General features: G+C 71.6%; 23 protein-coding genes. 10 read left to right on the forward strand and 13 right to left on the reverse strand.

Going from position 1 to position 22,144, the window contains the following annotated elements:
• The first annotated feature begins 65 nt into the window (after window positions 1-65).
• The 9 genes from GA0070617_RS04295 (at window position 66) to GA0070617_RS04335 (ending at window position 9,199) form a co-directional block, all read left to right on the forward strand.
• Window positions 66-539, forward strand: a complete 474-nt coding sequence (locus GA0070617_RS04295) for a hypothetical protein (protein ID WP_091434137.1) — start codon at window positions 66-68, stop codon at window positions 537-539.
• Window positions 540-886: 347 nt separating this feature from the next.
• A complete protein-coding gene (locus GA0070617_RS04300) occupies window positions 887-2,050 on the forward strand; it encodes an AAA family ATPase (protein ID WP_091434139.1) in 1,164 nt (387 codons plus the stop codon).
• A gap of 37 nt (window positions 2,051-2,087) precedes the next feature.
• Window positions 2,088-3,725, forward strand: a complete 1,638-nt coding sequence (locus GA0070617_RS04305) for a VWA domain-containing protein (protein WP_091434142.1) — start codon at window positions 2,088-2,090, stop codon at window positions 3,723-3,725.
• 291 nt (window positions 3,726-4,016) lie between these two features.
• Complete coding sequence (locus GA0070617_RS31975; protein WP_091434145.1) at window positions 4,017-4,628, forward strand: hypothetical protein; 612 nt, start codon at window positions 4,017-4,019, stop codon at window positions 4,626-4,628.
• The gene (locus GA0070617_RS04315; protein ID WP_091434147.1) at window positions 4,625-5,167 is read left to right on the forward strand and encodes an HAD domain-containing protein; all 543 of its coding nucleotides are present in this window, start codon (window positions 4,625-4,627) and stop codon (window positions 5,165-5,167) included. The genes GA0070617_RS31975 and GA0070617_RS04315 overlap by 4 nt, the downstream gene beginning before the upstream one ends.
• A gap of 108 nt (window positions 5,168-5,275) precedes the next feature.
• Window positions 5,276-5,644: a hypothetical protein gene (locus tag GA0070617_RS04320; protein WP_091434150.1), complete on the forward strand. Its 369-nt coding sequence runs from the start codon at window positions 5,276-5,278 to the stop codon at window positions 5,642-5,644.
• A gap of 14 nt (window positions 5,645-5,658) precedes the next feature.
• A complete protein-coding gene (locus GA0070617_RS04325; protein WP_091434152.1) occupies window positions 5,659-6,120 on the forward strand; it encodes a DUF4262 domain-containing protein in 462 nt (153 codons plus the stop codon).
• A 720-nt stretch (window positions 6,121-6,840) separates the two neighbouring features.
• Window positions 6,841-8,085, forward strand: a complete 1,245-nt coding sequence (locus GA0070617_RS04330) for an IS256 family transposase (protein WP_091434154.1) — start codon at window positions 6,841-6,843, stop codon at window positions 8,083-8,085.
• A gap of 376 nt (window positions 8,086-8,461) precedes the next feature.
• Window positions 8,462-9,199 (forward strand): hypothetical protein, encoded by a 738-nt coding sequence (locus tag GA0070617_RS04335; protein ID WP_139135568.1) that lies wholly within the window; start codon window positions 8,462-8,464, stop codon window positions 9,197-9,199.
• A gap of 119 nt (window positions 9,200-9,318) precedes the next feature.
• Here the strand turns inward: GA0070617_RS04335 and GA0070617_RS04340 are convergent, their stop codons facing one another.
• The 13 genes from GA0070617_RS04340 to GA0070617_RS31270 all read right to left on the reverse strand — a co-directional run bounded on the left by GA0070617_RS04340 (window position 9,319) and on the right by GA0070617_RS31270 (window position 21,421).
• Window positions 9,319-10,512, reverse strand: coding sequence for a DUF2637 domain-containing protein (locus GA0070617_RS04340; RefSeq protein WP_091434158.1), 1,194 nt, complete (start codon window positions 10,510-10,512; stop codon window positions 9,319-9,321).
• Window positions 10,509-13,871, reverse strand: a complete 3,363-nt coding sequence (locus GA0070617_RS04345; RefSeq protein WP_091434160.1) for a BTAD domain-containing putative transcriptional regulator — start codon at window positions 13,869-13,871, stop codon at window positions 10,509-10,511. Before GA0070617_RS04345 ends, GA0070617_RS04340 begins: the two co-directional genes overlap by 4 nt.
• A gap of 32 nt (window positions 13,872-13,903) precedes the next feature.
• The gene (locus GA0070617_RS04350) at window positions 13,904-14,350 is read right to left on the reverse strand and encodes a pilus assembly protein TadG-related protein (RefSeq protein WP_047894850.1); all 447 of its coding nucleotides are present in this window, start codon (window positions 14,348-14,350) and stop codon (window positions 13,904-13,906) included.
• On the reverse strand, window positions 14,347-14,730 hold the full coding sequence (locus tag GA0070617_RS04355) for a TadE family protein (RefSeq protein WP_091445871.1): 384 nt from the start codon (window positions 14,728-14,730) through the stop codon (window positions 14,347-14,349). The genes GA0070617_RS04350 and GA0070617_RS04355 overlap by 4 nt, the downstream gene beginning before the upstream one ends.
• Before the next feature lie 80 nt (window positions 14,731-14,810).
• Window positions 14,811-15,263: a TadE/TadG family type IV pilus assembly protein gene (locus GA0070617_RS04360; protein ID WP_091434162.1), complete on the reverse strand. Its 453-nt coding sequence runs from the start codon at window positions 15,261-15,263 to the stop codon at window positions 14,811-14,813.
• A gap of 2 nt (window positions 15,264-15,265) precedes the next feature.
• Complete coding sequence (locus tag GA0070617_RS04365; protein WP_091299259.1) at window positions 15,266-15,454, reverse strand: hypothetical protein; 189 nt, start codon at window positions 15,452-15,454, stop codon at window positions 15,266-15,268.
• 45 nt (window positions 15,455-15,499) lie between these two features.
• Entirely contained in the window at window positions 15,500-16,372 is an 873-nt protein-coding gene (locus GA0070617_RS04370) for a type II secretion system F family protein (RefSeq protein ID WP_091434164.1), read from the reverse strand.
• Window positions 16,372-17,220 carry a type II secretion system F family protein gene (locus tag GA0070617_RS04375; protein ID WP_091434166.1) on the reverse strand — a complete coding sequence of 283 codons (849 nt, stop codon included), beginning with the start codon at window positions 17,218-17,220 and terminating at the stop codon, window positions 16,372-16,374. Before GA0070617_RS04375 ends, GA0070617_RS04370 begins: the two co-directional genes overlap by 1 nt.
• Window positions 17,221-17,222: 2 nt before the next feature.
• On the reverse strand, window positions 17,223-18,533 hold the full coding sequence (locus GA0070617_RS04380) for a TadA family conjugal transfer-associated ATPase (protein WP_091434167.1): 1,311 nt from the start codon (window positions 18,531-18,533) through the stop codon (window positions 17,223-17,225).
• Window positions 18,530-19,264 (reverse strand): MinD/ParA family ATP-binding protein, encoded by a 735-nt coding sequence (locus tag GA0070617_RS04385; RefSeq protein WP_091445874.1) that lies wholly within the window; start codon window positions 19,262-19,264, stop codon window positions 18,530-18,532. Before GA0070617_RS04385 ends, GA0070617_RS04380 begins: the two co-directional genes overlap by 4 nt.
• A gap of 20 nt (window positions 19,265-19,284) precedes the next feature.
• Window positions 19,285-19,965 carry an SAF domain-containing protein gene (locus tag GA0070617_RS04390; RefSeq protein ID WP_091434170.1) on the reverse strand — a complete coding sequence of 227 codons (681 nt, stop codon included), beginning with the start codon at window positions 19,963-19,965 and terminating at the stop codon, window positions 19,285-19,287.
• On the reverse strand, window positions 19,962-20,825 hold the full coding sequence (locus GA0070617_RS04395; protein WP_373868302.1) for a hypothetical protein: 864 nt from the start codon (window positions 20,823-20,825) through the stop codon (window positions 19,962-19,964). Before GA0070617_RS04395 ends, GA0070617_RS04390 begins: the two co-directional genes overlap by 4 nt.
• Window positions 20,825-21,421: a hypothetical protein gene (locus GA0070617_RS31270; protein WP_229688162.1), complete on the reverse strand. Its 597-nt coding sequence runs from the start codon at window positions 21,419-21,421 to the stop codon at window positions 20,825-20,827. Before GA0070617_RS31270 ends, GA0070617_RS04395 begins: the two co-directional genes overlap by 1 nt.
• Before the next feature lie 283 nt (window positions 21,422-21,704).
• On the opposite strand from GA0070617_RS31270, the gene GA0070617_RS29605 reads away from it, so the two are divergent.
• Window positions 21,705-22,064: a hypothetical protein gene (locus tag GA0070617_RS29605; RefSeq protein WP_139135569.1), complete on the forward strand. Its 360-nt coding sequence runs from the start codon at window positions 21,705-21,707 to the stop codon at window positions 22,062-22,064.
• Window positions 22,065-22,144 lie beyond the last annotated feature (80 nt).

Below are 22,144 nucleotides of genomic sequence, written 5' to 3' on the forward strand. Positions count from 1 at the left end.
AGCCGAGCCCTCTCCGGCAGCGGCACACCACCACGACAGGTAGGACCAACAGGAAGGAAGACCACGTGACCATCCGTACTCAAGAGGAGATCGTCACCCGGGTCTGGGCTCTCCGGGCCAACCGACAGGACATCCTCGGCTTTCGGGAGGAGGTGCTCGTGGAGGCACTCGACCTCGACCACGCCCGCCAGGTCATCACCCCCCGACACCCGGTTGAGTGGGCCCAGCGGGTCGACCACGAGACCTACGCCCGGGAATACCTCGAGTTCGCCATCGGGAAGATCCTCGACCACCGGGGCAACTCGGCGAGCCGGTCGGTGGACAAGCTAAGCGAACTCGCCTGGCTCCTCGGCCGCGACGACATCGTGGCGGCGATGGACCACGCCGGCTACCCGATGTACGGGGCGCCCAAGGTCAGGGCGTTCGCCGACGGGTTCGGCTGGCCGTTCCTCGACTGCGACGACGGGCTGGCCCTGGCCCGGATGGCCGACGGTCAGCAGTGCGACCCGCAGGGCTGTGAACGGGGCTGCGCCGACTGACCACGACCTGGCCACCGGCCCAGCTCCCGACCTTCGACGTGCCCGCGTAGACAGCCGGCACGTCAGCATCCCGCGCCCCGCACCAATTCGACTTGATCGATTGGGCGGTGGGGCGTTCCATCGTCGGCGCAGACACCGCCCGCGCGGCGTCGACACCGACCAGCACGCACCGGCGGCGACCCACCTGTCGCCGTGATTCTTCTGCACCACCGGGGTGTGGTCGCCCACCCGCCCGGCCCGACCAGGCCGGCACGGGGTTGGCCCCACCCGTCTCCGCTGTGCGGTACCCACCGCCCGCGCACCCGGAGACGGGTGCGCGGGCTCGACCTTGGAATCGAGGCATCACCATGACCACACCAACCCCACCGGCCCCCCAGGCCGGCGCGCCGCAGAACAACCCGACCTCGGACGGCACGCCCACCGCTGAGGCCGCCTCTGGCCGGTCCGGCTACCTGTACCGGAAGGTGGCCCTGCACCTGGCCGACCACCCCGATCAGATTCTCAAGGTTGGCGAGATCACCCGGGCGATCGGCGCCCCGTCGTCCGGGGCGGTGTTCGAGGCGTTGAAGAAGATGACCACCGCCGGACACGCCACCCACCACCGCGACCCGCACCACCGCTTCCAGATCACCCAGGCCGGCATCGACGCCGCCGGCACCCTCCCACCCGCCGCGCCCCGCACCCGCTCCAGCAGCAGCGGTGGCGGCAGGCAGGGACGGCCTGCGCCGGTACCGCGACCGAACGGGACGCTGTACCACCCGCGGCGGCTCGGCCGGGGCTGGGACGTCGAGGAACTACGGCGACTGCGCACCCAGCAGGTGCCCGTGCTGCTGTACGGGCCGCCCGGGACCGGCAAGACCGCCATGGTCGAGGCCTCGTTTCCCGACCTGCTGACCGTCGCCGGCACCGGCGACACCGTCGTCGACGACTTCCTCGGCTCCTACAACCCGATCCCCGGCGGCGGCTACGAGTTCGTCCACGGACCCCTGGTCACCGCCATGCGGGAGGGGCGGGTGCTGCTGGTCGACGACGCCACCCTCATCCCACCCCGCGTCCTGGCAGTCCTGTACCCGGCCATGGACGGCCGCGGAGTGATCACCATCCCCGCCAACGGCAACGAGACCGTGCAAGCCGTCGACGGGTTCTACATCGTCGCCGGCCACAACCCGGGCGTGCACGGCGCGGTCCTCACCGAGGCCCTGGCCTCCCGGTTCACCGTCCACCTGCACGTCACCACCGACTGGGACCTCGCCCGCCAACTCGGCGTCCCCAAACCGGTCGTGGCCGCAGCGATCGACCTCAACGCCGACCTCGCCGCCGGCAAGACCGTATGGGCGCCGCAGCTACGCGAACTGCTCGGCTTCGTGAAGGTCCGCGACCACCTGGGCATGCCCGCCGCCCTGGCCAACCTGGCCGGCATCGCCCCCGAGGACGCCCGCGACGACGTCACCGCCGCCCTGTCCCGTCACACCGGCACGCCCATCACCGCGCTCGCCCTCGGCAAGCGCTAACCGCCGCCCACCTCAGATTTCTGGAAGGAGCCAATCCGTGTCACACCCCAGCACCCACCTCCAGCAGGGCGCACCGCCGACGCCGGCCGGCGCCAGCAACTGGCATAGCTGGTCCGCCGCGTGGACCCAGCACGTTCCGCTGCTGACCGGCCGTACCGACCTCACCGTCCTCGTCGCCCCCGGCGCCGCCGGGGACGCACCCGAGTGCTTCTACCCCGCCCTGAACCGGATCGAGGTCGACGCCACCTACATCGCCGACAGCCCCGACGTCACCGACCCGACGAAGGCCCGACACAAGCGCCTCGTGCCCACCGGCTACGGGCTGCTCGTGCACGGCGCCGCGCACGCCGCGCACAGCCGCTGGACCACCCCGCCCGGCACCCCGCCGATCCTCGCCGCCGTCGCCGACATGCTGGAGGAATCCCGGGCCGAAGGACGCCAACGCGCCCGCCGCCGCGGCGACCGCCGCTGGCTACGGCACACCGTCACCACCCTTCTCGACCCCGACGACGCGGCCGTCGACGACGCGTGGCACGCCGGACAACTCGCCGCCCTGCTCCTGGCGCGCGTCGACGCCCGCATCGTCACCAGCAAAGACGTCCGCCCGATCCGGGCCGCCGTCACCGGCGTCCTCGGACGCAAACGCCTGCGGCAACTGCGGGACATCTGGCGCGAGGCCCACACCTGCGAAGACACCGACGCCGACACCATGATCTGCCTGGCCCGCCGGTGGTGCCAGGTACTCGGCATCGACCCCGACCAGCAGTACGACACCCCCGTACCGGACGCCGGACAATTCGCCGGCCGCCTCGCCGCGGCCCTCGTCGACTACCTCGCCGTCGCCGCCGGCATCACCCCGGCCGAGTACGCCGCCGCGCTGCTGGCCCACCGGCACAGCCCACCGTCGGAGTGGGACCGCCGGGACCCGACCGAGCAGGAACACCGCGCGGCCCGCGACCTCGCCAACCGGCTGCGGCAAGCCCGCACCCAACACTCCGAACCCGGCCGGCGGCCCTCCGCGATCCCACCCGGCCGGCTGCGCACCCGGCAGGCCATCACCGCCGAAGCACAAATCGCCGCCGGGCAACTCCCGACCGCCGCCCCGTGGCAGCAACGCGCCCAACTGCCACCGGAGAAACCCCGTCTGCACCTGGCCGTCCTGGTCGACCTGTCCGGCTCGATGGACCGCTACACCGACGCGATGTCGTCGGCCGCGTGGATCTTCGCCAACGCGGCACGCCGCGCCGACGCGACGACCACCACCATCGGGTTCGGCGACCGCACCACCGTCCTGGTACCCCCACGCACCCGCCCCACGCAGGTGCTGACCATGCGCACCGGCCTCGCCACCGCCACCTTCCCGGAAGCGGTCAAGGTCGCCGACCAACTCCTCGACCTACGCCACGGCCGCACCCTGCGGATGCTCGCCGTCGTCTCCGACGGCTACCTCGACGACATCCCCGCCGGCCAACAACTCGTCACCACCCTGCACCAGGCCGGCTGTGCCGTGCTGTGGCTGCACCCCGCCGACCCGCTCGCCGACAGCGAACTGACCGGCCCCGACCAGATGTGGAGGCACACCTTCACGCACACCACCACCCTCACTGTCGCCGATCCCGTCGAGGCCGTCGCGGCGATCGCCGACGCCGCCGTCGCCGCGCTCGCCCAGGCCTAGCCCAGCCGCGCCGTTCGGCGACCGACCAGCCCACCCCCGCGCCGCGGCGCTGCAACGGCCGTGGCCGGGCAGCGCCGCGCGCGGCCACCCCAACGACGTACCCAAGCCCGCAGAGGCGGGCTGCCGCCGGCAACCCGCCACGTCTCGCGGGGCCGGCAGCGGACGGCCCTCGCCGCCGGTCGGCGACTTGACCATCCCGCGCCATCGAAGCGTCCATGCATCCCGTCCCCATGACCCGGTGGGCCAGGTCCGGACGCGATACGACGCCGCCCATCACAAGGAGCTCATCCCATGCGTTTCGGCACCGACAACGAACACCCCTTCGACACCGACAACCGCGCCTGGCGACGTCTCGCCGACGTCACCAGCGAACACTTCGACGTGATCACCTGGACCCGCGACCCGGACGGACGGCCGGTCCTGCTCACCCTGGGCGACCTGCGAACCGGAGACATGATCACCCTCGCCGTCCTGGACTCCCTGGAGATCCGCGACCCGTACGCGCTGCTCGCCGTTCACACCGGCGGCGAACTCGCCGCACACGGCCCCACCAGCGGCGCCGAAACAGCCCGCTCCCTCGCCCCCATGCTCGCGCTCGACAGCACCACACTCGCCGTGACCAAACCCGTGCCGCTGCACGACCCCGCCACCACAGCCCTACCCGCCACCTGCTGGGTCGACCTGCCCACCACCCTCGCCGCGGCCCTACGGCCCGCCCTCGACGACGCCCGCACCGCCGTCCTCGTGCTGCTCGACCGCACCCAAGGCTGGCTCGCCGCCGTCGGCCCGTTCCCCACCCACGCCGCCGCCGACACGTGGCAACCCGACGACGGACCCGGCCGCGCAGCCGACCGGCTCATCGTGCCGCTGCACCCGGTCACCCTCCAGGAGGCCCAGCCGTGACCAGCACCCGACCCCTGGCACACCCAGAGCTTCCGCCGATCGTGGCCCTCGACGTCGACGGCGTCCTCAACCCCGCCAACCCGGCCCACGCCGCAGCGCTTGGCTACCAGCCACACCGCTACGACGGGCCCGGACCCGACGGGCAGCACGTCACCGGCACCGTCTGGCTCCACCCCGACCACGGGCCATGGCTGCGGGAACTGGCCGAACACGCCCAACCGGTGTGGTGCACCAGCTGGAACCACCTCGCCGCCCAATGGATCGCCCCACGACTCGACCTGCCGACCACCTGGCCGCACGTTCCCGTCCACGCGGGCGGTGTCCGCTTCGGCCACCAGAGCAAACTCTCCGCCCTCTACCCCTGGGCCACGCGGCGGGCACTCGCCATCCTCGACGACGAGTTCGGCGGCAAGGACCCCACCACCGCCGACCAGCGCACCCGCGACGGCGCACCCACCCTGCTCCACCCCGTCGACCCGTCTCACGGGCTGCGCCGTGCCGACATCGACACGGTGCTCACCTGGCTACGCCGGCTCTGACCAGGCCACACCGGCGCCACCCGGGCGCCAAGGCCTTCCGCTCACCCGGATTCGTGGGGCCCGCATCGACGGATTCGGGCCCCACGCCGTTACGCCAAGGAGTTGATGATGGACAGCATGTTCGATCCCGCCGACGAACCGGGTACCGACCGGTCACCCCGGCTCAGCGTCGGCGACCCGGAACTGCGCAAGACTCGCCTGCTCGCCCGCGAGTGCTCCACCTGCATCTTCAAGCCCGGCAACCCGATGCACCTCGACCCCGGCCGACTCAAGCAGATGGTCGCCGAGGCACGGGGTGCGGCGGGATACATCATCTGCCACTCCACACTGCCCTACGCCGATAGTCCGGTCCCGCCCGCGGTCTGCCGCGGATTCGCCGACCGCTACCGCACCTGGCAACTCCAGGTCATGGAACGACTCTGGGGCTTCGTCGACGTCGAGCCACCCGACCCGGACTCCACCCGTACGCCCGAATGACCAGGAGACAGCACGTGCCTAACACCGACGACTTCCTCCAACGCCAAGAACAGATCATCGACACCACCGGCTGGGCCGTCACCCACGTCCTGCCCACCGCCGACGACCCCGACACCACCGCCCCGTTCGCCTACACCGTCGGGCTCACCGCCCACGACTACCCCGAACTGATCACCGCCGGACTGCCACCCGAGGTCGCCCACAGCCTGCTCAACGACCTTGCCCGCCGGGTCTACGACAAGGCCGAACGGTTCACCCACGGCCAGCGCATCAGCGACCTCATCGCCGGCTACGACGCGATCATCATCGACGGACCACCCACCGACGAGCTGCTGCCCGCGATGGCGATCAACCGCTACGGCCGAGAGAAAACCCGCCTCCAGCAGCTCGTGTGGCCCGACCGAGAGGGCCGATTCCCCTGGGACAGCGGGTACGACTTCGACCCGCAGGCACAGCCGCTCATCGCCCAGCTGTAACAGAGCACGCCAGCTGCCGCCGGGATCCGGGCGCCCCCTATCGGCGCTCGGATTCCGGCCACGACCGGATGCGCTCGCCTATGTCGGCTCGGGCTGTGTCGCCATCGACGTCAACGCCGTCACTGGGGTCAACACCGGTAGTCAGTTACTGAGCATTAGCGAGTGCCCGGCCCCTCCCGGTGGTTGGGCAGGCATGGAGTGAAAAGGCGGGGTCTTTCGTCGTCCGCCGTGCCGTGCGTTCGGATAGTCCGCGTGGTCTCGGCCAGCTCGCTGCCGTCGTCACCCCACAGCCGCCCGGATCCTCGCCGACGCGGCAAGGACCGGCTACCCATAGCAATGGGGCACTGAACATCCGCACGCTCGAGCGTCCGCAAGTCTGTTCGTCGCTGCTTGGCGCCTCTTGCTCTATTCTCCGTTCACAGCGATACTGCGGTTCGACCGCAGCGCGCGGCGAGACCTGGCATCTGCGGGGGCCTATCGTGCCTAATCACCACGACGATCTTCAGGCGTTTGCGACTCTTGAGTCCGAATTTCGGGCGGTATGTGAGATCGCGATCGAGACATGCCTCCGCCTCTCTCCGCCCTACCGGCCAACGGCATGGGGTCACGTCCACGGGAGTGGTGTACGACTTGCCCGTGTTGGGCGTGTTGCGTAGATGAGAGACGGCCATCGCGTCGATCCTTCAAGACGACCAAGTCAGAGAAGGAGATGAGGACGCGATGGCCGCTTCAGAGAGTGTGAACCCTGTTGACCTGCTGCGCGAGCAGATCGAGGGCGCGTCGCCGGATGTGTTGCAGGCGATGATCAAGACGTTCGCGCAGGCGGTGATGTCCGCCGAGGCCGACGCGATCTGCGGCGCCGCATATGGGCAGCGCAGTGATGAGCGGGTCAACTCCCGTAACGGCTACCGGACCCGGGAATGGGATACCCGCGCCGGCACGATCGACCTGGCGATCCCGAAGCTGCGGCAGGGCTCCTACTTTCCCGACTGGTTGCTGACGCATCGGCGGCGGGCCGAGCAGGCCCTCGTGTCGGTGGTCGCGACGTCGTATCTGCTGGGGGTGTCGACGCGGCGGGTGGAGAAGCTGGTCGAGCAGCTCGGCATCCGGCAGTTGTCGAAGTCGCAGGTCTCGGAGATGGCGCAGCATCTGGACGCGCAGGTGGAGGCGTTCCGCAACCGGCCCCTGGACGCCGCCCACTACACGTTCGTGTGGACCGACGCCCTGACCATGAAGGTCCGCGAGGCTGGCCGGACCGTCAACGTCCACGCCCTGGTCGCGGTCGGGGTCAACGCCGACGGCCAACGTGAAGTCCTCGGCATCGACGTCGCCTCGGACGAAGACGGCGCGGGGTGGCTGGCGTTCCTGCGATCCCTGACGGCCCGCGGACTGTCGGGCGTCCAGCTGGTCATCTCCGACGCTCACCGCGGCCTCGTGGCAGCGATCGGCGCCGCGCTGCCCGGCGCCACCTGGCAACGATGCCGCACCCACTACCTGCGCAACCTGCTCACGAAAGTCCCGAAATCAGCGCAGCCGTGGATAGCCACCCTGGTCCGCACGATCTTCGACCAGCCCGACACCGACGCCGTTCACGCCCAGTTCCGGCGGGTCATCGCCACGATCGAGGCGAAGTTCCCGGCCGCCGCCGAGCACCTCGACGCCGCCCGCGACGACCTGCTCGCCTTCACCGGCTTCCCACGCGAGATCTGGCGCCAGATCTGGTCCAACAACCCGCAGGAACGCCTGAACAAGGAAATCCGCCGCCGCACCGACGTCGTCGGGATCTTCCCCAACCGAGCGGCCATCATCAGACTCGTCGGCGCAGTCCTAGCCGAACAGACCGACGAATGGACCGAAGGACGCCGCTACATGGGCCTGGAACTCCTCGCCAAAGCCCGCCTGACCACCCTCGACACCAACCAACACGACACCAACCAGCCCGACCCCACCCCGATCGCCGCATAACATCAGACCGGATCACGCGATGGCCGTCTCTTACACCACCAGCGCGGACGTGACCCGGCATGGAAAGGGATGATTTCCACCCTGGGTGCAGCGGAGGCTGCGCGACGCTTGGTCGTTAGCGGGGACATCCAGACAGGCTTCGGTCGGCTTGTCCAAGCTGGTCGCCCCGAGCTAACTATCGAATGGGAGATCCTTAACCCAAGGTGGGATCCGTTATTCAGCGAGCAGCACCGAGCAGCCGCACGCTGGCGGCTTCAGCGAGCGGGCATCGAGCCGCCGAACCGCTAATCGCCGCCAGCACAGTTCGGCGAGTGGCTGCGGGGGGTCGCCGAGCTGAAAGACCAAATTGCAACAGCTCCGTAAGCGAATGTGAGAGATGTCCGACTACTACAAAGTCATCGTCGATGCCGGTCACGAACTTGCAGCGTCAACCAGGAACCTCGGCGCTTTAAGCTCGAATACTTTCAATGCTGCTCGCAGCCTCGGCCGCGTCGACTTGCTATCGGCGGATGCCGAAATAGCGAAGCTGCTTGCACAAAGCAAGCTGAAGGGCGTAATCATTGGGGCTGTCGCCACTGGCGGGATCATCGCAGTCGCCACCGGCGGGATTATCGCAGCAGTCAAGTCGGCGCCATACGTCAAGGACTGGTTCAACGATCTGAAGTCGAAGTCGAGTGGGAACTCCGAGATGAGCGAGGGCGAGAGTCAACCCGCCCTGGACGGCGCCGCCGCGAAGAACTTCTCGCAACAGGTAGAGGCCTCGCTGGACGACCTCCGGACCGATATGAGCAGCGAGGAAGCCCAACGGCGACTCGCGATGATCATGATCGCCGCGGCGTTCATCGCCGATCAGATGCGGACCCTATCCCGTGCTCGCGTCGAAGACGCCGACGCTGCGCCGGAACTGAAGAGCGCGCTGGAGAGACTCTCCGCCCTAGACCTCACGGACACCCTCAACCGGATGCTGGAGGCGAACTCCTCCCTGCTCAGCGACGAGACCACGGCCGCGCTCATGAAGATCTTCGAAGGCGGCCGTTTCATCGAGGGCGAATACCTGCCCCTGCGCAACGACAAGATCAAGGACGCGCTTCGCCTGACCGAGGGCGAGGAGTGAACCGGAAAGACTCCTAAGGATCTGGCAGCACCGCCCCGCACTTTGAGCCGCACCCTGCCGGGTGCTTGCGCCAGCGGGCCCACAGGTTGCCGTGGCGCCGCCCCAAGGCACGAGGGTGGTCACGAGGCGCCAATTTGCTCGGCGACACGACTTGTGTCGTGCCCGTTCGCGGTTCGCGGCACGGGTGGCCAGTACCGGCGGACGGTGCGCTCGGACCGGCCGATTCTGGTGGCGATCTCGGCTGGGTGCAGGGACGGGTCCTGGCGATGCCAGTAGGCCACGGCCCCGGCGGTGTCGGGCGGCACCTTTGCGCTGCTTGTGCCATCGTCCGGGTCGGAATTTCGACCCTGGCCTTCGATAGAGTCCAACTCAATCTCTTGGGCAGCGCCCGGAGGGTTGGCCGTGTCCTGCTCGTCGGGATTCTCGACCGGCGTGCCTGGAGAGCCGGTGGTGCCGGACCTGCTGATTCCAGACCGGTCCGTGGCGTGGTGAGAGGGGTCCGCACCCCGCAACGGCGGCGTGTGCGGGGACGGTATGGCGTCCTTACCGGTCTGGACGAGGTGAGCGTCCTCGTGGTCGCGTGTATCGTCCTGCGGCAGCTCAGGTGCAACTTCCTCGGTGTCGCGCGCATCGGTCGGCGCGTGCACGGTGGCGTCCGCATTCGAATGCTCGCCCTCGTCGCCGCGGATCGCAGCCTCCGGCCATTCCGTCGGCGATACGTCGAAGCCTCGTAACGTCTGCGCTGCACGGGGCGGCCCTGATACGAGGGCCGGTGCCCTCAGGCTCGGCGATTCGGCCGTCGGGGTCGGCGTCTCCGTTGGCGTGGTGGCGGACTGCAGGCGGCCAACCTGACTGACGGAGGGGGTGCGGATCCGTCCAGCGATCTCGACCAGGCTGATGCTGGCTACGACGACGAGCCCGTCAACGGAGATGGGCAGCAGGTAGGAGGCGGCGACGCCAGTTTCGCCGTATCGGGCGGCGACGCCGACCATGTGCCAGTAACTCACCCAGGCGGCGATGCCGGCGATGACGGCGGCGGCGATCAGCCGGGCGGCGGCCAGGCCGCGGCGATCTGCGGGGACGCGGGAGATGAGTTCGACGGTCAGCAGCAGTGCCAGCGGCGGCCACGCGGCGATGACCTGGCTGATGAGGTTCGGCCGGGCGTGTAGGACGTTCGCCGCGATCGACGCGGCGACGCCGAGGGCGAGCACGGCCCGCACGGCCCACCGCAGCCGGATCAGGTGCCGCGTGTCGACCTCCGCTACCTCCGGGGTACGGGCGGAGGTGTGCCGGGGTAGCGGTGTGGCGGTCATGCGGCAGCTCCGTCACCGGGCCGGGGCGCCGGCCGCAGGTCTGGTCGGCGGGCGGGACGCTGGACCTGGGCGACCAACTCGTCGGCCAAGGCGATGGTGTCGTCGCTGGGTTCGGCGTCGATCTCGCCGAGGGCGCGGGTCAGGGCGCGGCGCAGGCTGCGGATGGCGTCGAGGTGCCCGAGCGCGGCGCGGGCCCGCATCGCCTGCTGGTACAGCTCTTCCGCGTACAGGTTGTGGCCGATCGCGGCGTCCAGGACGGTGAGCTGCTCGGCGGGGTTGTCGGTGAGGGCGTCGGCGAGGGCGAGGTAGGCATCAAGTGCCTGCTGCCGGACGGCTTCGCGGTAGGGCTCGATCCATTCGTAGTCGGCGCCGTCGGCCAGGTGTCCGCGGTAGGTGTCGACCGCGCGGCGTAGCGCGGCGAGGCGCTCGGTTGGGTCGGTGGCCTGGTTGGCGTCGCGGATCGCGGCGCGCATGCGCCACAGGTCCACGTCGACGGCGTCGCGGTTGAGGACGTACCGCTGGTGGGGGTGGGTGAGGTAGGTGCCGCGTCCTGCGGTGCGGCGCATGATGGTGCGCAGGTCGGACACGTAGGTGTAGAGCCGGCCGGGTGCTTTGTTGGCGGGGGCGTCGGGGAGCAGGTCGTCGAGGATCGCCTCGGCGGAGGCGTCGCCGTCGTGCACGGCCAGGTAGACGAGCACTTCGAGGGATTTCTTGCGCAGCGTCGGCCCTGGCGGCACGTCGACGATCGCGGCGGTGCCCAGGACGGAGACCTGCACCCTCCCGTGGCTGGTCTCCTGGCTTTTCTCGGCCGCGCCGTCGGTGTCCGGTTCCTCCACGGCGGGCGGGGGCGCACCGTCGCGGGCAGTGTCCGCGCCGCCGGCATGGGCGTCGGTGGGCGGAGCTGCCTGGGTGGCCGGGGCGGTCTCGCTGCTGGCGCTGCCCGCTGTTGTTGTCGGGGCGGCGGGCACGGGCTCCGGGCCGGATGCCGGCAGGTGGTCACCCTCGCGGACGGGGACGTCGGCTGGCGCCGGCTCGGTGTCGGGAGAAGGTTGCGCATCGGGTGCGGCGTTCGTGGCCTGGGCGGTGGTGACGGGTTCGATCGGGGCGGGAGCCTGCGGCTGGCCGGTGTGGGATTCGGCGAGGGTGACGAGCAGGTCGCTGGTCTCGGACGGGGTGAGGACGGCCAGTCGGCCGATGTCGGCCGGGTGGCCACCGTGGCGGGAGCCTTCCCCCTGGGCGCGGCTCGTGGTGCCGTCTTCGGCGACGACGACGGTGTCGCCGTCGGGCCATGCGCCCAGCAGCACGCCGTGGATGTCAAGGCGCTGGCCCTGGGCGAGGAGCGCGGCGATACGGGTGCGCTGGTGGCGGGTGTCGGCGTCGGCCAGCAGCAGGACTGGCGGCATCGGCTCCCCGGTCGGGTCCGCCGCGCGGGCCTCGGCGGCGGTGTCGACCTCGTGGGCGTAGGCGATGCGGCTGCGGTGCAGGGTCTGCGCCTCGAGCAGGTCGAGTGCCTCGTCCAGGCCACCGGTGACGGTCAGCCGCGGGGTGCGGGGCAGCGCGACGGCACCGGCGCCGAGCAGCGTCGCCGCGGTCGCTGATGGCATGACCAGCCAGGTGCGGTCTTCTGGTGCGTCGAGGCCCCCGGCGGCCAGGGCGGCGGCCATGAACCCGCGGGCGGCGGCCTCCGCGCCGGGACCGGTGAGCCCCAGGCCGGCAGGCGGCCAGACCGCGGCGAGCGGGTGCGCCAGCGACGGCACCACCGGGCGGAGCGCAGTGTCGTCTCCTGCGCGCGGGTCCGCGGCAGGCGCCGGCTTTCCGTGGTCGTCCTCGTCGTCGAGACCGGCGTCGTCGAGGGCGCCGTTCTGGTCGTGCCGCCCGGCGATCTCCGGACGATCGTCGTCGAGCAGGCCGGCGTCCTGATCGGAGGTGTCAGGGCTGTCCGGTACGGAGGCGTTGTCGTCCGCTTCGGTGCCGTCGGGGTCGGTGAACAGCCCGAGGTCGTCATCCGGACCGTCGAGGCTGGCCGGGTCGGTGGGGGTCGTGGTGGCGTGGCGCAGGCGTCGGCGGATCTGGTTCACCACGGGCGGCATGGGCGCCACGTCGGGGTCGTCCAGGCGCAGGTCGGCCGACACGGGCCGGCGGGTGTAGCGGCGGCGGCGGTGGGCCCAGACGAGGGCGACGGCCGCGAGGATCGCGGCAACGAGCCCGGCGTCGAGCCAGCTGCCGGTGCCGAGTGAGACACCGGGTGACGCCTCCGTTTGCGGCCCGGGTGTCTGCTGCCCGTTGACCGAGGGGCGGGGCGTCGTCGAGCCTCCGGAGGCCGACGGCTGCTCAGCGGGCGCGGTGGAGACCGGCGGCGAGGGGACGTGGACTATGCCGTCATCACCGTCGTGCGGTGCCGGGGTGGTGGAGCCTGTCGGCGGTCTCGCGGACGGCGCGTCGGGTGGCGGCTGGGTGGGTTGGTTGGGTGTCGGCGGGGGCGCGGTGGTGCCGGTTCCCGGCTGTTCGGGGCCTGCCGCCGGCGGCTCGGCGGGTGGCGGGGTCCGGGGTGTGCCGGCTGGTGGTGTGGCGTCGTCGGGCAGTTCCAAGGTCCAGCCGGGATAGATCAGGTTCGGGTTGGTGAGGGTGCCGCCGACGTCGCGGAAGTGGGTGCCCCGGTTGAGGGCGAAGATCTCCGGCCACCGGTTGGCGTCGCCGAGCCACTGCTGGGCGATCTTCGACAGGGTGTCCCCGCGCCGCACCTCGCATGTGTAGGTCTGGCCGGACGACACAAGCGTTACGTGGCCCGCTACCAGCCGCGCCGGCACCGGATCCCTCATGTCCGGCAGGGCGGACGTCGACACGGCTGCCTGCCAGGCCTGCGTGTGGTGCCCGTCCGTGGTCACCAGCCGCATGGTGCTGCTGGGCACGGCGGTCGCCGTAGCCGTAGCCGGAGCGGTGGCGTTGGTGTGGGTGGTTGTCGCCTGCGCTGGCTGGGTGAGGGTCGGTGCGGCCTGGGCGGCGGTGGCGAGGACGCCGCCGCTGATGGCGGCCACCAGGATGGCGGCGAGCCCGCGGGCCGGCGCGATGGCTCGGGGTTGCGGCAGGCGGATGCCCGTGGCGGTTTCGGCGACCTCGGCGATCAGCGACCAGATGAACGCCGCCCACGCCGCCCAGAGCAGGCAGACGAGGGCGTTGCCGAGCATGGCGTCGGTCAGCGGTGAGGTGAGGGCGGTGCCGACGTCCTGCCAGGTGGGGACCTCGCGGGGTAGCGGCCAGCCGACGTATCGGATGAGCGCGTACGGCACGCCGGCGGTGAGCAGCACCAGGATCCCGAGTCCGGCCAGCCGGCGGGCGGTGGCGCCGAGGAATGCGAACACTGGGGCTCCCGGTCGTGGCGTGGCGGTCCTGGTCAATTCGGTGCGGTAACGCCGGTCAGAGGGCTGGCGGTCGCAGTCGCGGACACCGGCAGGGCGCTGATCCCGACGAGGTGCAGCAGCTGCGTGGGCCGGGTGCCGCTGATGGTGACGGTGACGGCGGTGGGGGTGGCGGACGCGGTGACCTGCCCGTCGACGCCGGCCTGTTGGGCGAAGCTCCGCGCGGCTGCGGCGGCCTGGGCGGGCTGGAGCTGGACAGTGCCGGTGGCCCGGTAGGTGGCAAGGTCAATCTCGCGGGCGCCTGCCCGGGCGGCGCCCTGTGCGACGTCGAGGAGCCGCACCTTGTCCGACATGCCCAGGCCCAGGTCGAGCACCAGGCCGGCGAGGATGAGGACGAGAACGACGCCGAAGATCGTCCACGGGGTGATCTGGCCGCGGTCGTCGTGGCGGGCCTGCCGCAGGCGGGTACGCAGCCGGTTCATGGCGCCGTTGTCCCGCGGTAGGTGTCGAGGGGCTGGTGGGAGGTGCCGCGGATGGTGATGGTGCCGGGCAGGCCGAGGCCGTAGAGGTCTTCGAGGCGGACGGTGCACGCCACGGTGGCGCTGACCTGCCCGCCGGGGACGAACGCGCCGGCGTCGACGGTGACGTTGGACGGCTGGCAGGTGAAGGCCCGCCCAGCCAGGGTCGCGGAGGCGCCGTCGGCACCTGCGGCGCGGGCCTCGCCGGGGGTGTGGGCGAGGGACGCCTGGCGGGCCGCGGCGGCGGCGGCGGAGTTGACGTCGATGGCGGCCGAGGCCAGGCGCAGGCACGCCACCACCGCGAGGGCGGCCAGGACCATCAGCGGTACGTAGCTCAGCGCCATCTCGACGCTGACCGAACCGCAGTCTCCCCGCAGCCGAGGCACCCGGCGGCGTGGGTGTCGGCTGCGGCGCTGCTCGCGGGTCACGTCGAGGCTCCTTCCACTCCAGGCGGCGAGGGGGCCAGCGACAGGGTCGAGGGGCGGAAACGCTCGACTGGGGCGCTGGCCTGCGTGCTGACCTGCAGACGTAGGAACGGCACGACGGCGGGAACCCGCCCTGCCACGGCCACGGTGGCGGTGTCGGCGGTGCGGGTGACCGACACGCGCGGGTCGACGACGACCTGCCCGGCGACCTGGCGGAGCACCTCGGTGGCGTCGGCGCGGCCGGCGGCGGTGGTGCCGCCGGACACTCTGGTGGTCTGCAGGGCGTGGTTCGCGGCGTGCTGGACGCCGAGTTGGGCCAGGGCCCACAGGGCGAACTGCACGCCGACGAGGACAAGCAGGAACAGCAGGGGCGCGTAGAGGACCACCTCGGTGGTGACCGACCCGCGGTCACCACCGAGCCGGCGTCGCCTGCCTCGTCGCGTGCGGTGCATGGCTAGAGGTTGATTCCGGTGATCTTAGTGATGATCTTGCCTTGGAAGATGGCGTAGACGGCCAGGACGAGGGTGACGAGCAGGGCGATCCACATGACCTTCTCGGTGGTCTCGCTGCCCCGGTCGCCGGAGTCGCGCAGCCGGCGGGCCCGGTCGACGAGGGTGAGGTGTGCCAGGGTCAGCAGGGCCATCAGCTTGCTGGGGTGCACGGCGTTTCTCCTTCTGGTGTGTCGGGGTCAGAAGCTGTCCACGGCGGTGACAGCCGGGTAGAGGAGGAACAGCATGTAGGCGGCGGCCAAGAGCATGACCGGCATAGACATGCGCTCGGTGGCGGAGTTGGCCCGGGCCTCCAGGGCGGCGGCCTGGTGGGCGCGCAGGGTGGCGGCGCGGATGGTGAGGGAGTCGCGGATACGGGCGCCTTCGGTGCCGGCGAGACTCATCGTCGCGGCGAGTTCCTGCAGTTCGACGACGCCGGTGTCCTCGCCGAGCTGGCCGAGGGCCTGCCAGGGCGGGATGCGCAACAGCCGGGCGGTGGCCACTGCACGGTTCAGGCGTCCGGCGGCCCAGCCGTGAGTGTCGGCGCAGGCGTCGTCGAGGGCTTGTTCGAGACCGGCGCCGCCGGCGAGGGAGATGACGACGAGATCGAGCACGGCGGACAGGGCGTAGCGCAGCTCGTCGCGGCGCCGCTGCGCCTCGGCGTGCACGGTGGTCTCGGCCAGCCACCAGCCGCCGGCCGCACCCGCCAGCGACGCCCACAGCGGCATGCCGGCGGCGAAGCTGACCCCGCCGGAGGCGAGGACGGCCATCGCGACCGGGGGCAGCAGCAGGCCGGCGATCACCGCGAGGGCCTGGTCTGCCAAGTGGGTGGCGGTCGGCCGTTGCAGGACGGCGAGGTCGGCGCGCATCCGCTGCCGGGGCAGGCCGAGGGCACGCAGGGGCGCGGCGAGCAGCCGAGTCCTTGCCCCCACCGGTTCTTCCGAGGCAGCCGGGGTGCGGCGCAGAGCGTCGAGGGCCTGAGCGAGGCTGGGGCGGGCGGGATGCAGGCCGGTGCCGGCCAGGACCAGGCCGAGGCCGGCGACGACGCCGCACGCCACCACGAAAGCGGCCATCACGCCACCTGCCCGAGCTGGTCGGCCGAGAGCACCCGTGGCGGTTGCGGCACGCGGGAGGCGCGGGCCAGCCACCAGAACCCGCCGGCGAACACCGCCCCGACGACAAGGAGCACGAGCTGCCCGGTGACGCTGCGGTACGGGGCGAGGAACCCGCGGTTGAGCAGGATCAGCCCGGCGACCATCGCCACCGACGTGCCGGTGATCACCCGGGCGGCCGTGCGGGTCGCGGCCCGTTTGGTGGCCACCCGCATCCGGATGCCGGCGAGCTCACGGGCGGTGGCGGCGAGGCTGGTCAGGCACTGGGACAGTTGCCCGCCGTGGTAGCCGGCGGCCTGCGTCAGGGCGCGCACGACGAGGTCGGCGGTGGGGTCGGCGAGGTCGGCGGCGAACGCGCGCAGCGCGTCGGGCAGCCGCGCACCACCGCGCACCGCCCCCGCGAGGGCCTGCACCTGAGGGCGGATGGGCTGGGGGGTAACAGGGGCGGTGGCGGTGATGGCCTGCTCCAGGCCGGCGGCCGAGGACAAGGTGTCGCGCAGCAGCTCAGCCCAGGTGGCGATCGCCTCGATCCGGGCGATCGCGCGAGTGTGCTCCCGGTCGGGACCGAGGACGCGGGGCAGCGCCCACACCGCGGCGGCGGTCAGCAGCGCCGCGACCGGCCAACGGGTCGCCGCCGCGGCGGCGAATCCAGCGACGATGGCCGCGAGGAGCCGGGTGCGGTCGGCCGACGTCCACCGTTGCCGTGTCCGGGTGGTCGGGATGCCGGGTGGGCGGCGGCGTAGCCCGTCGGCGACGAGGATCAGGCCGGCGGCGCAGCCCAGGCCGAGCAGGATCGGCAGCAGGTCCATGCTCACCACCGGTCCCGGACGAGGAGGTCGGGTTTGAGGCCGGCGGCGGTGAGCTCGTCGAGGGTGTCGGCGCGAATCGGCGCGGCGGGGACGGCGCGCCGGTCGGGGCCAGGGCGGTAGATCTCGTTGGAGGGGACCTGGGTGCCGTCGGTCTCCAGGACCTGGCGGATGGACGACACCACCCGGGTGCCGTCAGTGGCGACGTCCAGGTGGACGACGAAGTCGACGGCCTGGCCGATGAGCACGTTCGCCGCGTCGAAGGTCAGCTTCTCCGGCGCCTGCATGACGTACATGGCCAGCCGGGTCAGCGCCTGCTTACTGGAGGAGGCGTGCAGGGTGCACATGCTGCCGTCGTTGCCCTGCGACATAGCCAGGAGCATGGGTACGGCCTCGGCGCCGCGGGTCTCGCCGACGATGACCCGGTCCGGGCGCATCCGCAGGCCCCAACGCACCATCGTGGACATGTCGATGCCACCGACGCCTTCCAGGTTCGGTTCCCGCTGCTGCAGAGCGGTGGTGTTCGGGTGGGCGTCGCTGTCCTCGTCAAGACCGAGTTCGTAGGCGTCCTCGACGGTGACGATCCGCTCGTGCGGGCTGATCGCGCCGGCGGCGGCGCGCAGCATGGTGGTCTTGCCGACGCCGACACCTCCGCAGATCACGATGTTCTTGCGCGCCCGCACCAGCGCCCGGATGAGTTCCCGCAACCCCACCGTGATCTCCCCGCGGTGCAGCAGGTCGTCCAGGGTCACCCGGTGCAGGGTGTTGCGGCGGATCGACAGCGAGGGCCGTTTCGCTACCGCCATCACGGCGAACAGGCGTTGCCCGCCGGGCAGCCGCAGCGACAGGCCCGGCGAACCGCGGTCGAAGCGGCGCTCCTCCTGCCCGCTGCGCGCCGCCGCAACCCGCACCAGGTCGACCAGGTCGTCGTCGGAGGCGGCGACCGGCGGCACTCGCTGCACCCGCCCGTCGGTGGTGCGGATCCACACGTTGTCGCAGCCGTTGGCGAAGATGTCCTCCACCCGCGGGTCGTCGATCAACATCTGCAAGCCGCCCAGGCCGGTGAAGCTGTCCCGCAACGCCCGCGCCAAGGCCGCCTCGGCCTGCGGAGTGAGCGGGACACGGCCGGCGGAGATGTCCTCGCGGGCGTGGACGACGAGTTCCTCCGCGATGTATCCCGCGATCACCGCGTGCCGCTCGCCGTCGGGAAGTTGCGCGCCGTGCGCGGCAAGGCGGTCGCTGACCCGGGCCCGCAGCCGCGCCACCACCTCCGGCGGCGCCGCCGTCGTGCCGCCGTTCAGGGTCGGGGCGGTCACCGCACGACCTCCAGCGCCGCACCGGCGGGCTGCCCGCCGGCCGCGAGAGACGCGGCGAGGGCGCGCAAAGCTTGGGCGAGGCGGGTACGTGTCCACGCCCGCCCCGTCATCCGCCCGGCGAGGACGCCCGCACCCCACCGGTCGGTGGGCAGCTGCGCCCAGACCGGGACACCGAGGCGCCCGCTGATCTCCGCCGGGGCGTAGGCGGACCGGCCGCAGACCGCCAGCCCGACACCACCCGACCTTGCCGCGGCGCGCAGCGCCGGCAGGCGGGTGTCCAGGTGATCCAGGTACTCCGTCGACCCCGAGGTGACCAGCACGACCGCGTCAGCGGAGCGCAACAGACCCCATGTCGGGCTGTTGGCGTAGAGGCGGCCCGCGTCGGCGACCACTACCGGCGCCAACCGCGCGACCGCGTCGGCCTGGCCGGCGAGGACCGACACCGCCCCCGCGGCGGTCTCGGCCGCACCCGGCCCGACGAGGACGTGCAAGCCCAACGGCACCTGCTGCACGTACGGCGCCGCCCCACCGGCGTGCCCACCGTGCCGGGCCGCCGCCGCCAGGGACGCCAGGCCCGGCTCCTGCGCCAGCCCGAACCTCGCCGCGACCACCCCACCACCGGGATCGGCCTCCACCAGCAACGCCGGGCGCTCCGGCCACAACGCCGCCATCCCCAACGCGGCCGTCGACGCACCCGGCGCGCCGGACACCGACGCCACCATCACCAACATCTCCCGCACCTCCTCACGTCTCACTGGGACGGGCCGAGCTGCACCAGCGACACGTCCCCCGGAGCCGCCGCGACCGCTTCCGCCGCGTCCGCGGCGAGCAGCACCGTCACCAACTGCGTGCCCACCTGGTCGGCGCCCGCCGCCACGGACACGACCGTGGCCACCGCCCGGCGTACACCGCTGTTCTGCTGCGGCGCCTGCTGCCCGCCCCCCGCAGGCGGGGCGACCAGCACCACCACCCGCGACCCGGCGGTCAGGCTCGTCGGGGCCCGGCCCGGCTTGACCGGCACCGCGATCACCGCCTGCCCCGCCGCAGGCCACGCCGCCGGCCCGACCTGCCCCGACACCAGCAGGCTCCCTGCCGCCAGCGGCACCGCCGCCGAACGGCCAACGATCCCGCCGCGCCGCTCGGCCGGGACCAGGTCCAGGCCGGACGGGTTCGCCATCCGCACCACCCGGACATCGACGTCGGTGATGACCTGACCCGCCGGTACGTCCCGCGCGACGGCGAGGAACTGCTCGTCGGCGTGCCGGCGCAGGTCCAACTGCCAAAACGTCACCACCGTCGCCAGGACCAGCAGCACCCCGGCGACCACACGCCGCCCGCTGCGCCGCCCCACCCGCCGCATACCGGTGGACACCGGCGGCAGATCCGCAGCGGCGATGCTCCCCGGCCGGGGACGGTCCGTCGTGACGCTCACCGGACACCTCCGACGATCGCCTGGGACTCCGCCACCCGCACGGACACCGTCGAGGTCGTCGTGAGCGGAGCGAGAGTGCCCCCACTACCGGCACCAGACCAGGTGACCGACCACGTCACCGTCGCCCGCAGCCGGAACGCCGCCCCCGCCGCGACAGCGGACGAGGAGGTGTAGGTGTGCCCGCACGGCGACGACGCCCGCGGGTCGGTGCCCGGCTTCCACGGCTTGCCCGGACCAGTGCACGTCAGGTCGTCGCTGCCGTCGCCGAAGGACCACACCACCCGGGTCGGTGTCGCGGTCGCGGTCACCGACACCCCAGGCACCGACGCGGTCGCCGACCGGGCACCCCACGTGGCCGGGTCCACCCACAGCCAGACCGGCACCTGCACCAGCACGAACGGCGCGGTGGTGGGATTCGTGTGAATCTGCGGCGAGGGCAGGCGCAGCCGAGAACGCGCCGTCTGCGCCAACGCCGTCAGATTCACCGTCGGCGCCTGGTCCAGCCACACCGGCACCTCCTGCGACCCGAGCCCGTTGGCTACGCAAGTCCGCGAATACCAACCGCCCTCTGGGCCCTTGCCCGGCGGAGGCGGGAGACCCACGTCGACCAGCGCCCAGTAGCAGCCGTCGCCACCGCCGCCGCCCGAGCCGTCGTCACCGGACCCGCCGCCTTGGTTGCCGCCGGTGGAGCCGCCAGACCCGCCGGGGGTGCCGGCGCTGATCTCGCATTCGGGAGCTGACGGGTTCTGGGTGCAGCTGACCCCGCCGATGCCACCGTCAGCACGTGCTTCCAGGCTTCCAGTCATCAGTACGATCGCTGCCGAGACCGCAGCGGTCAGGAGTTGGGCGGTGCGACGCATCAGCACGACCCCACGTCCTGGACGCCGAAGCCGGTGACCTTCCAGCCGCCGGCCTCGAGGTCCGTGACCGTTGCCCGCGCGCTCCGCCGGCCCCCGGGCACGTCGTTGATCGGCTTGCCCGCCAGGTTGTAGACCAGGAAGGCGCTGTCGTCGATGCAGTCGGTGACGGTCACCGTCGCAGGTGAGGCGTTGAGCGCGACGTCGGTGGCCTGAGGGTCTAGGACGTACTTGCCCTTGAGTACCTGCTTCTTGCTCCGGTAGGTGGCCAGCCCGTTTCGCAACGTCTTCAGCGCGCCGTCGCTGGCGAACCTGCTGAGGTCGGGCTCGTCGGGGTTGGCGGTAAGACCGGCCTTCGCGTACGCGGCCCACATACCGCGGTACACGTCCAGCGCGGCGCCTTCGGCCGCGCCACGCGGATCCTGGCTGGGCGTGGAAACACTGACCGAGGTAGTGGGAGAAGGTTCTTGCCCGGTGTTTCCGGCGTCGCACGCTCCCGCGCCGGCCACCAGGCACAGGGCTGCCGCCGAGCCCGCCAGGCGCAAGCGGCGGCCTCGCGCTCGAACGGTGGAAGTTCGCTGTCTGTTACGGATCGTCATCTGCCGCCCTGCCTCCTGACGGTTCCTGGCCACAGCGAAGCGGACCCACCCCGCTGTCGTGGAAGTTGCACGCACGGATGCCTGAACCCACCTCTACACCCGGCCCCTACGGTTACCGCAACGTGCTTACCTTCCGGTGATTACCGTCTGGTGCTCACCTCGAGGTCACCGATAATGCGAGTCTTTCGACGCAATCCGACCAGCCGGTGTCGGATTCGCGACACTATGCCCACAGGGATCGAAGGCCTTAGAATCCTCAGAAAATCTCAAGGGAGCGCGCATTATGAGCCGCACCGCCGAGGGTCCTCAGCCCGCCGACCTCGCTGCGGAGCTCGCCCGTCGGCCCACGGCCATCGCGGCTCTCGTGACGCTGCGTGACCGCGCTGCTGCCACTGTCGGCGACCTCGGTGGTGTGGACGAGGCCTCCCGCGAGGCGCTGCGGGCCGACCTATGCTGGCTCGCGGCGACCGGACTTCTGCGGCGGGAACCGCATGGCAGCTGGGACGTGGTCGCCGCCACGGGCGCCTATCGCCTGTCCACTATGGGGAACGCTCTGGCGGACGCCCTGAACGCGCTCGCGGAGGGCTGCCGCCACCTTGCCGGCGCGTCAGCTACTCAACGACGTGACTCGACGCCTCGATGATCTCCATCTGACTCAACGTGAATTCGTTGTTCACGTAGAGCAGTCGATCCCCTAGACTCGTCCTCTGGCCGACCTTGACG

Origin of the sequence: Micromonospora yangpuensis, from assembly GCF_900091615.1 — a bacterium.
Lineage (GTDB): Bacteria > Actinomycetota > Actinomycetes > Mycobacteriales > Micromonosporaceae > Micromonospora > Micromonospora yangpuensis.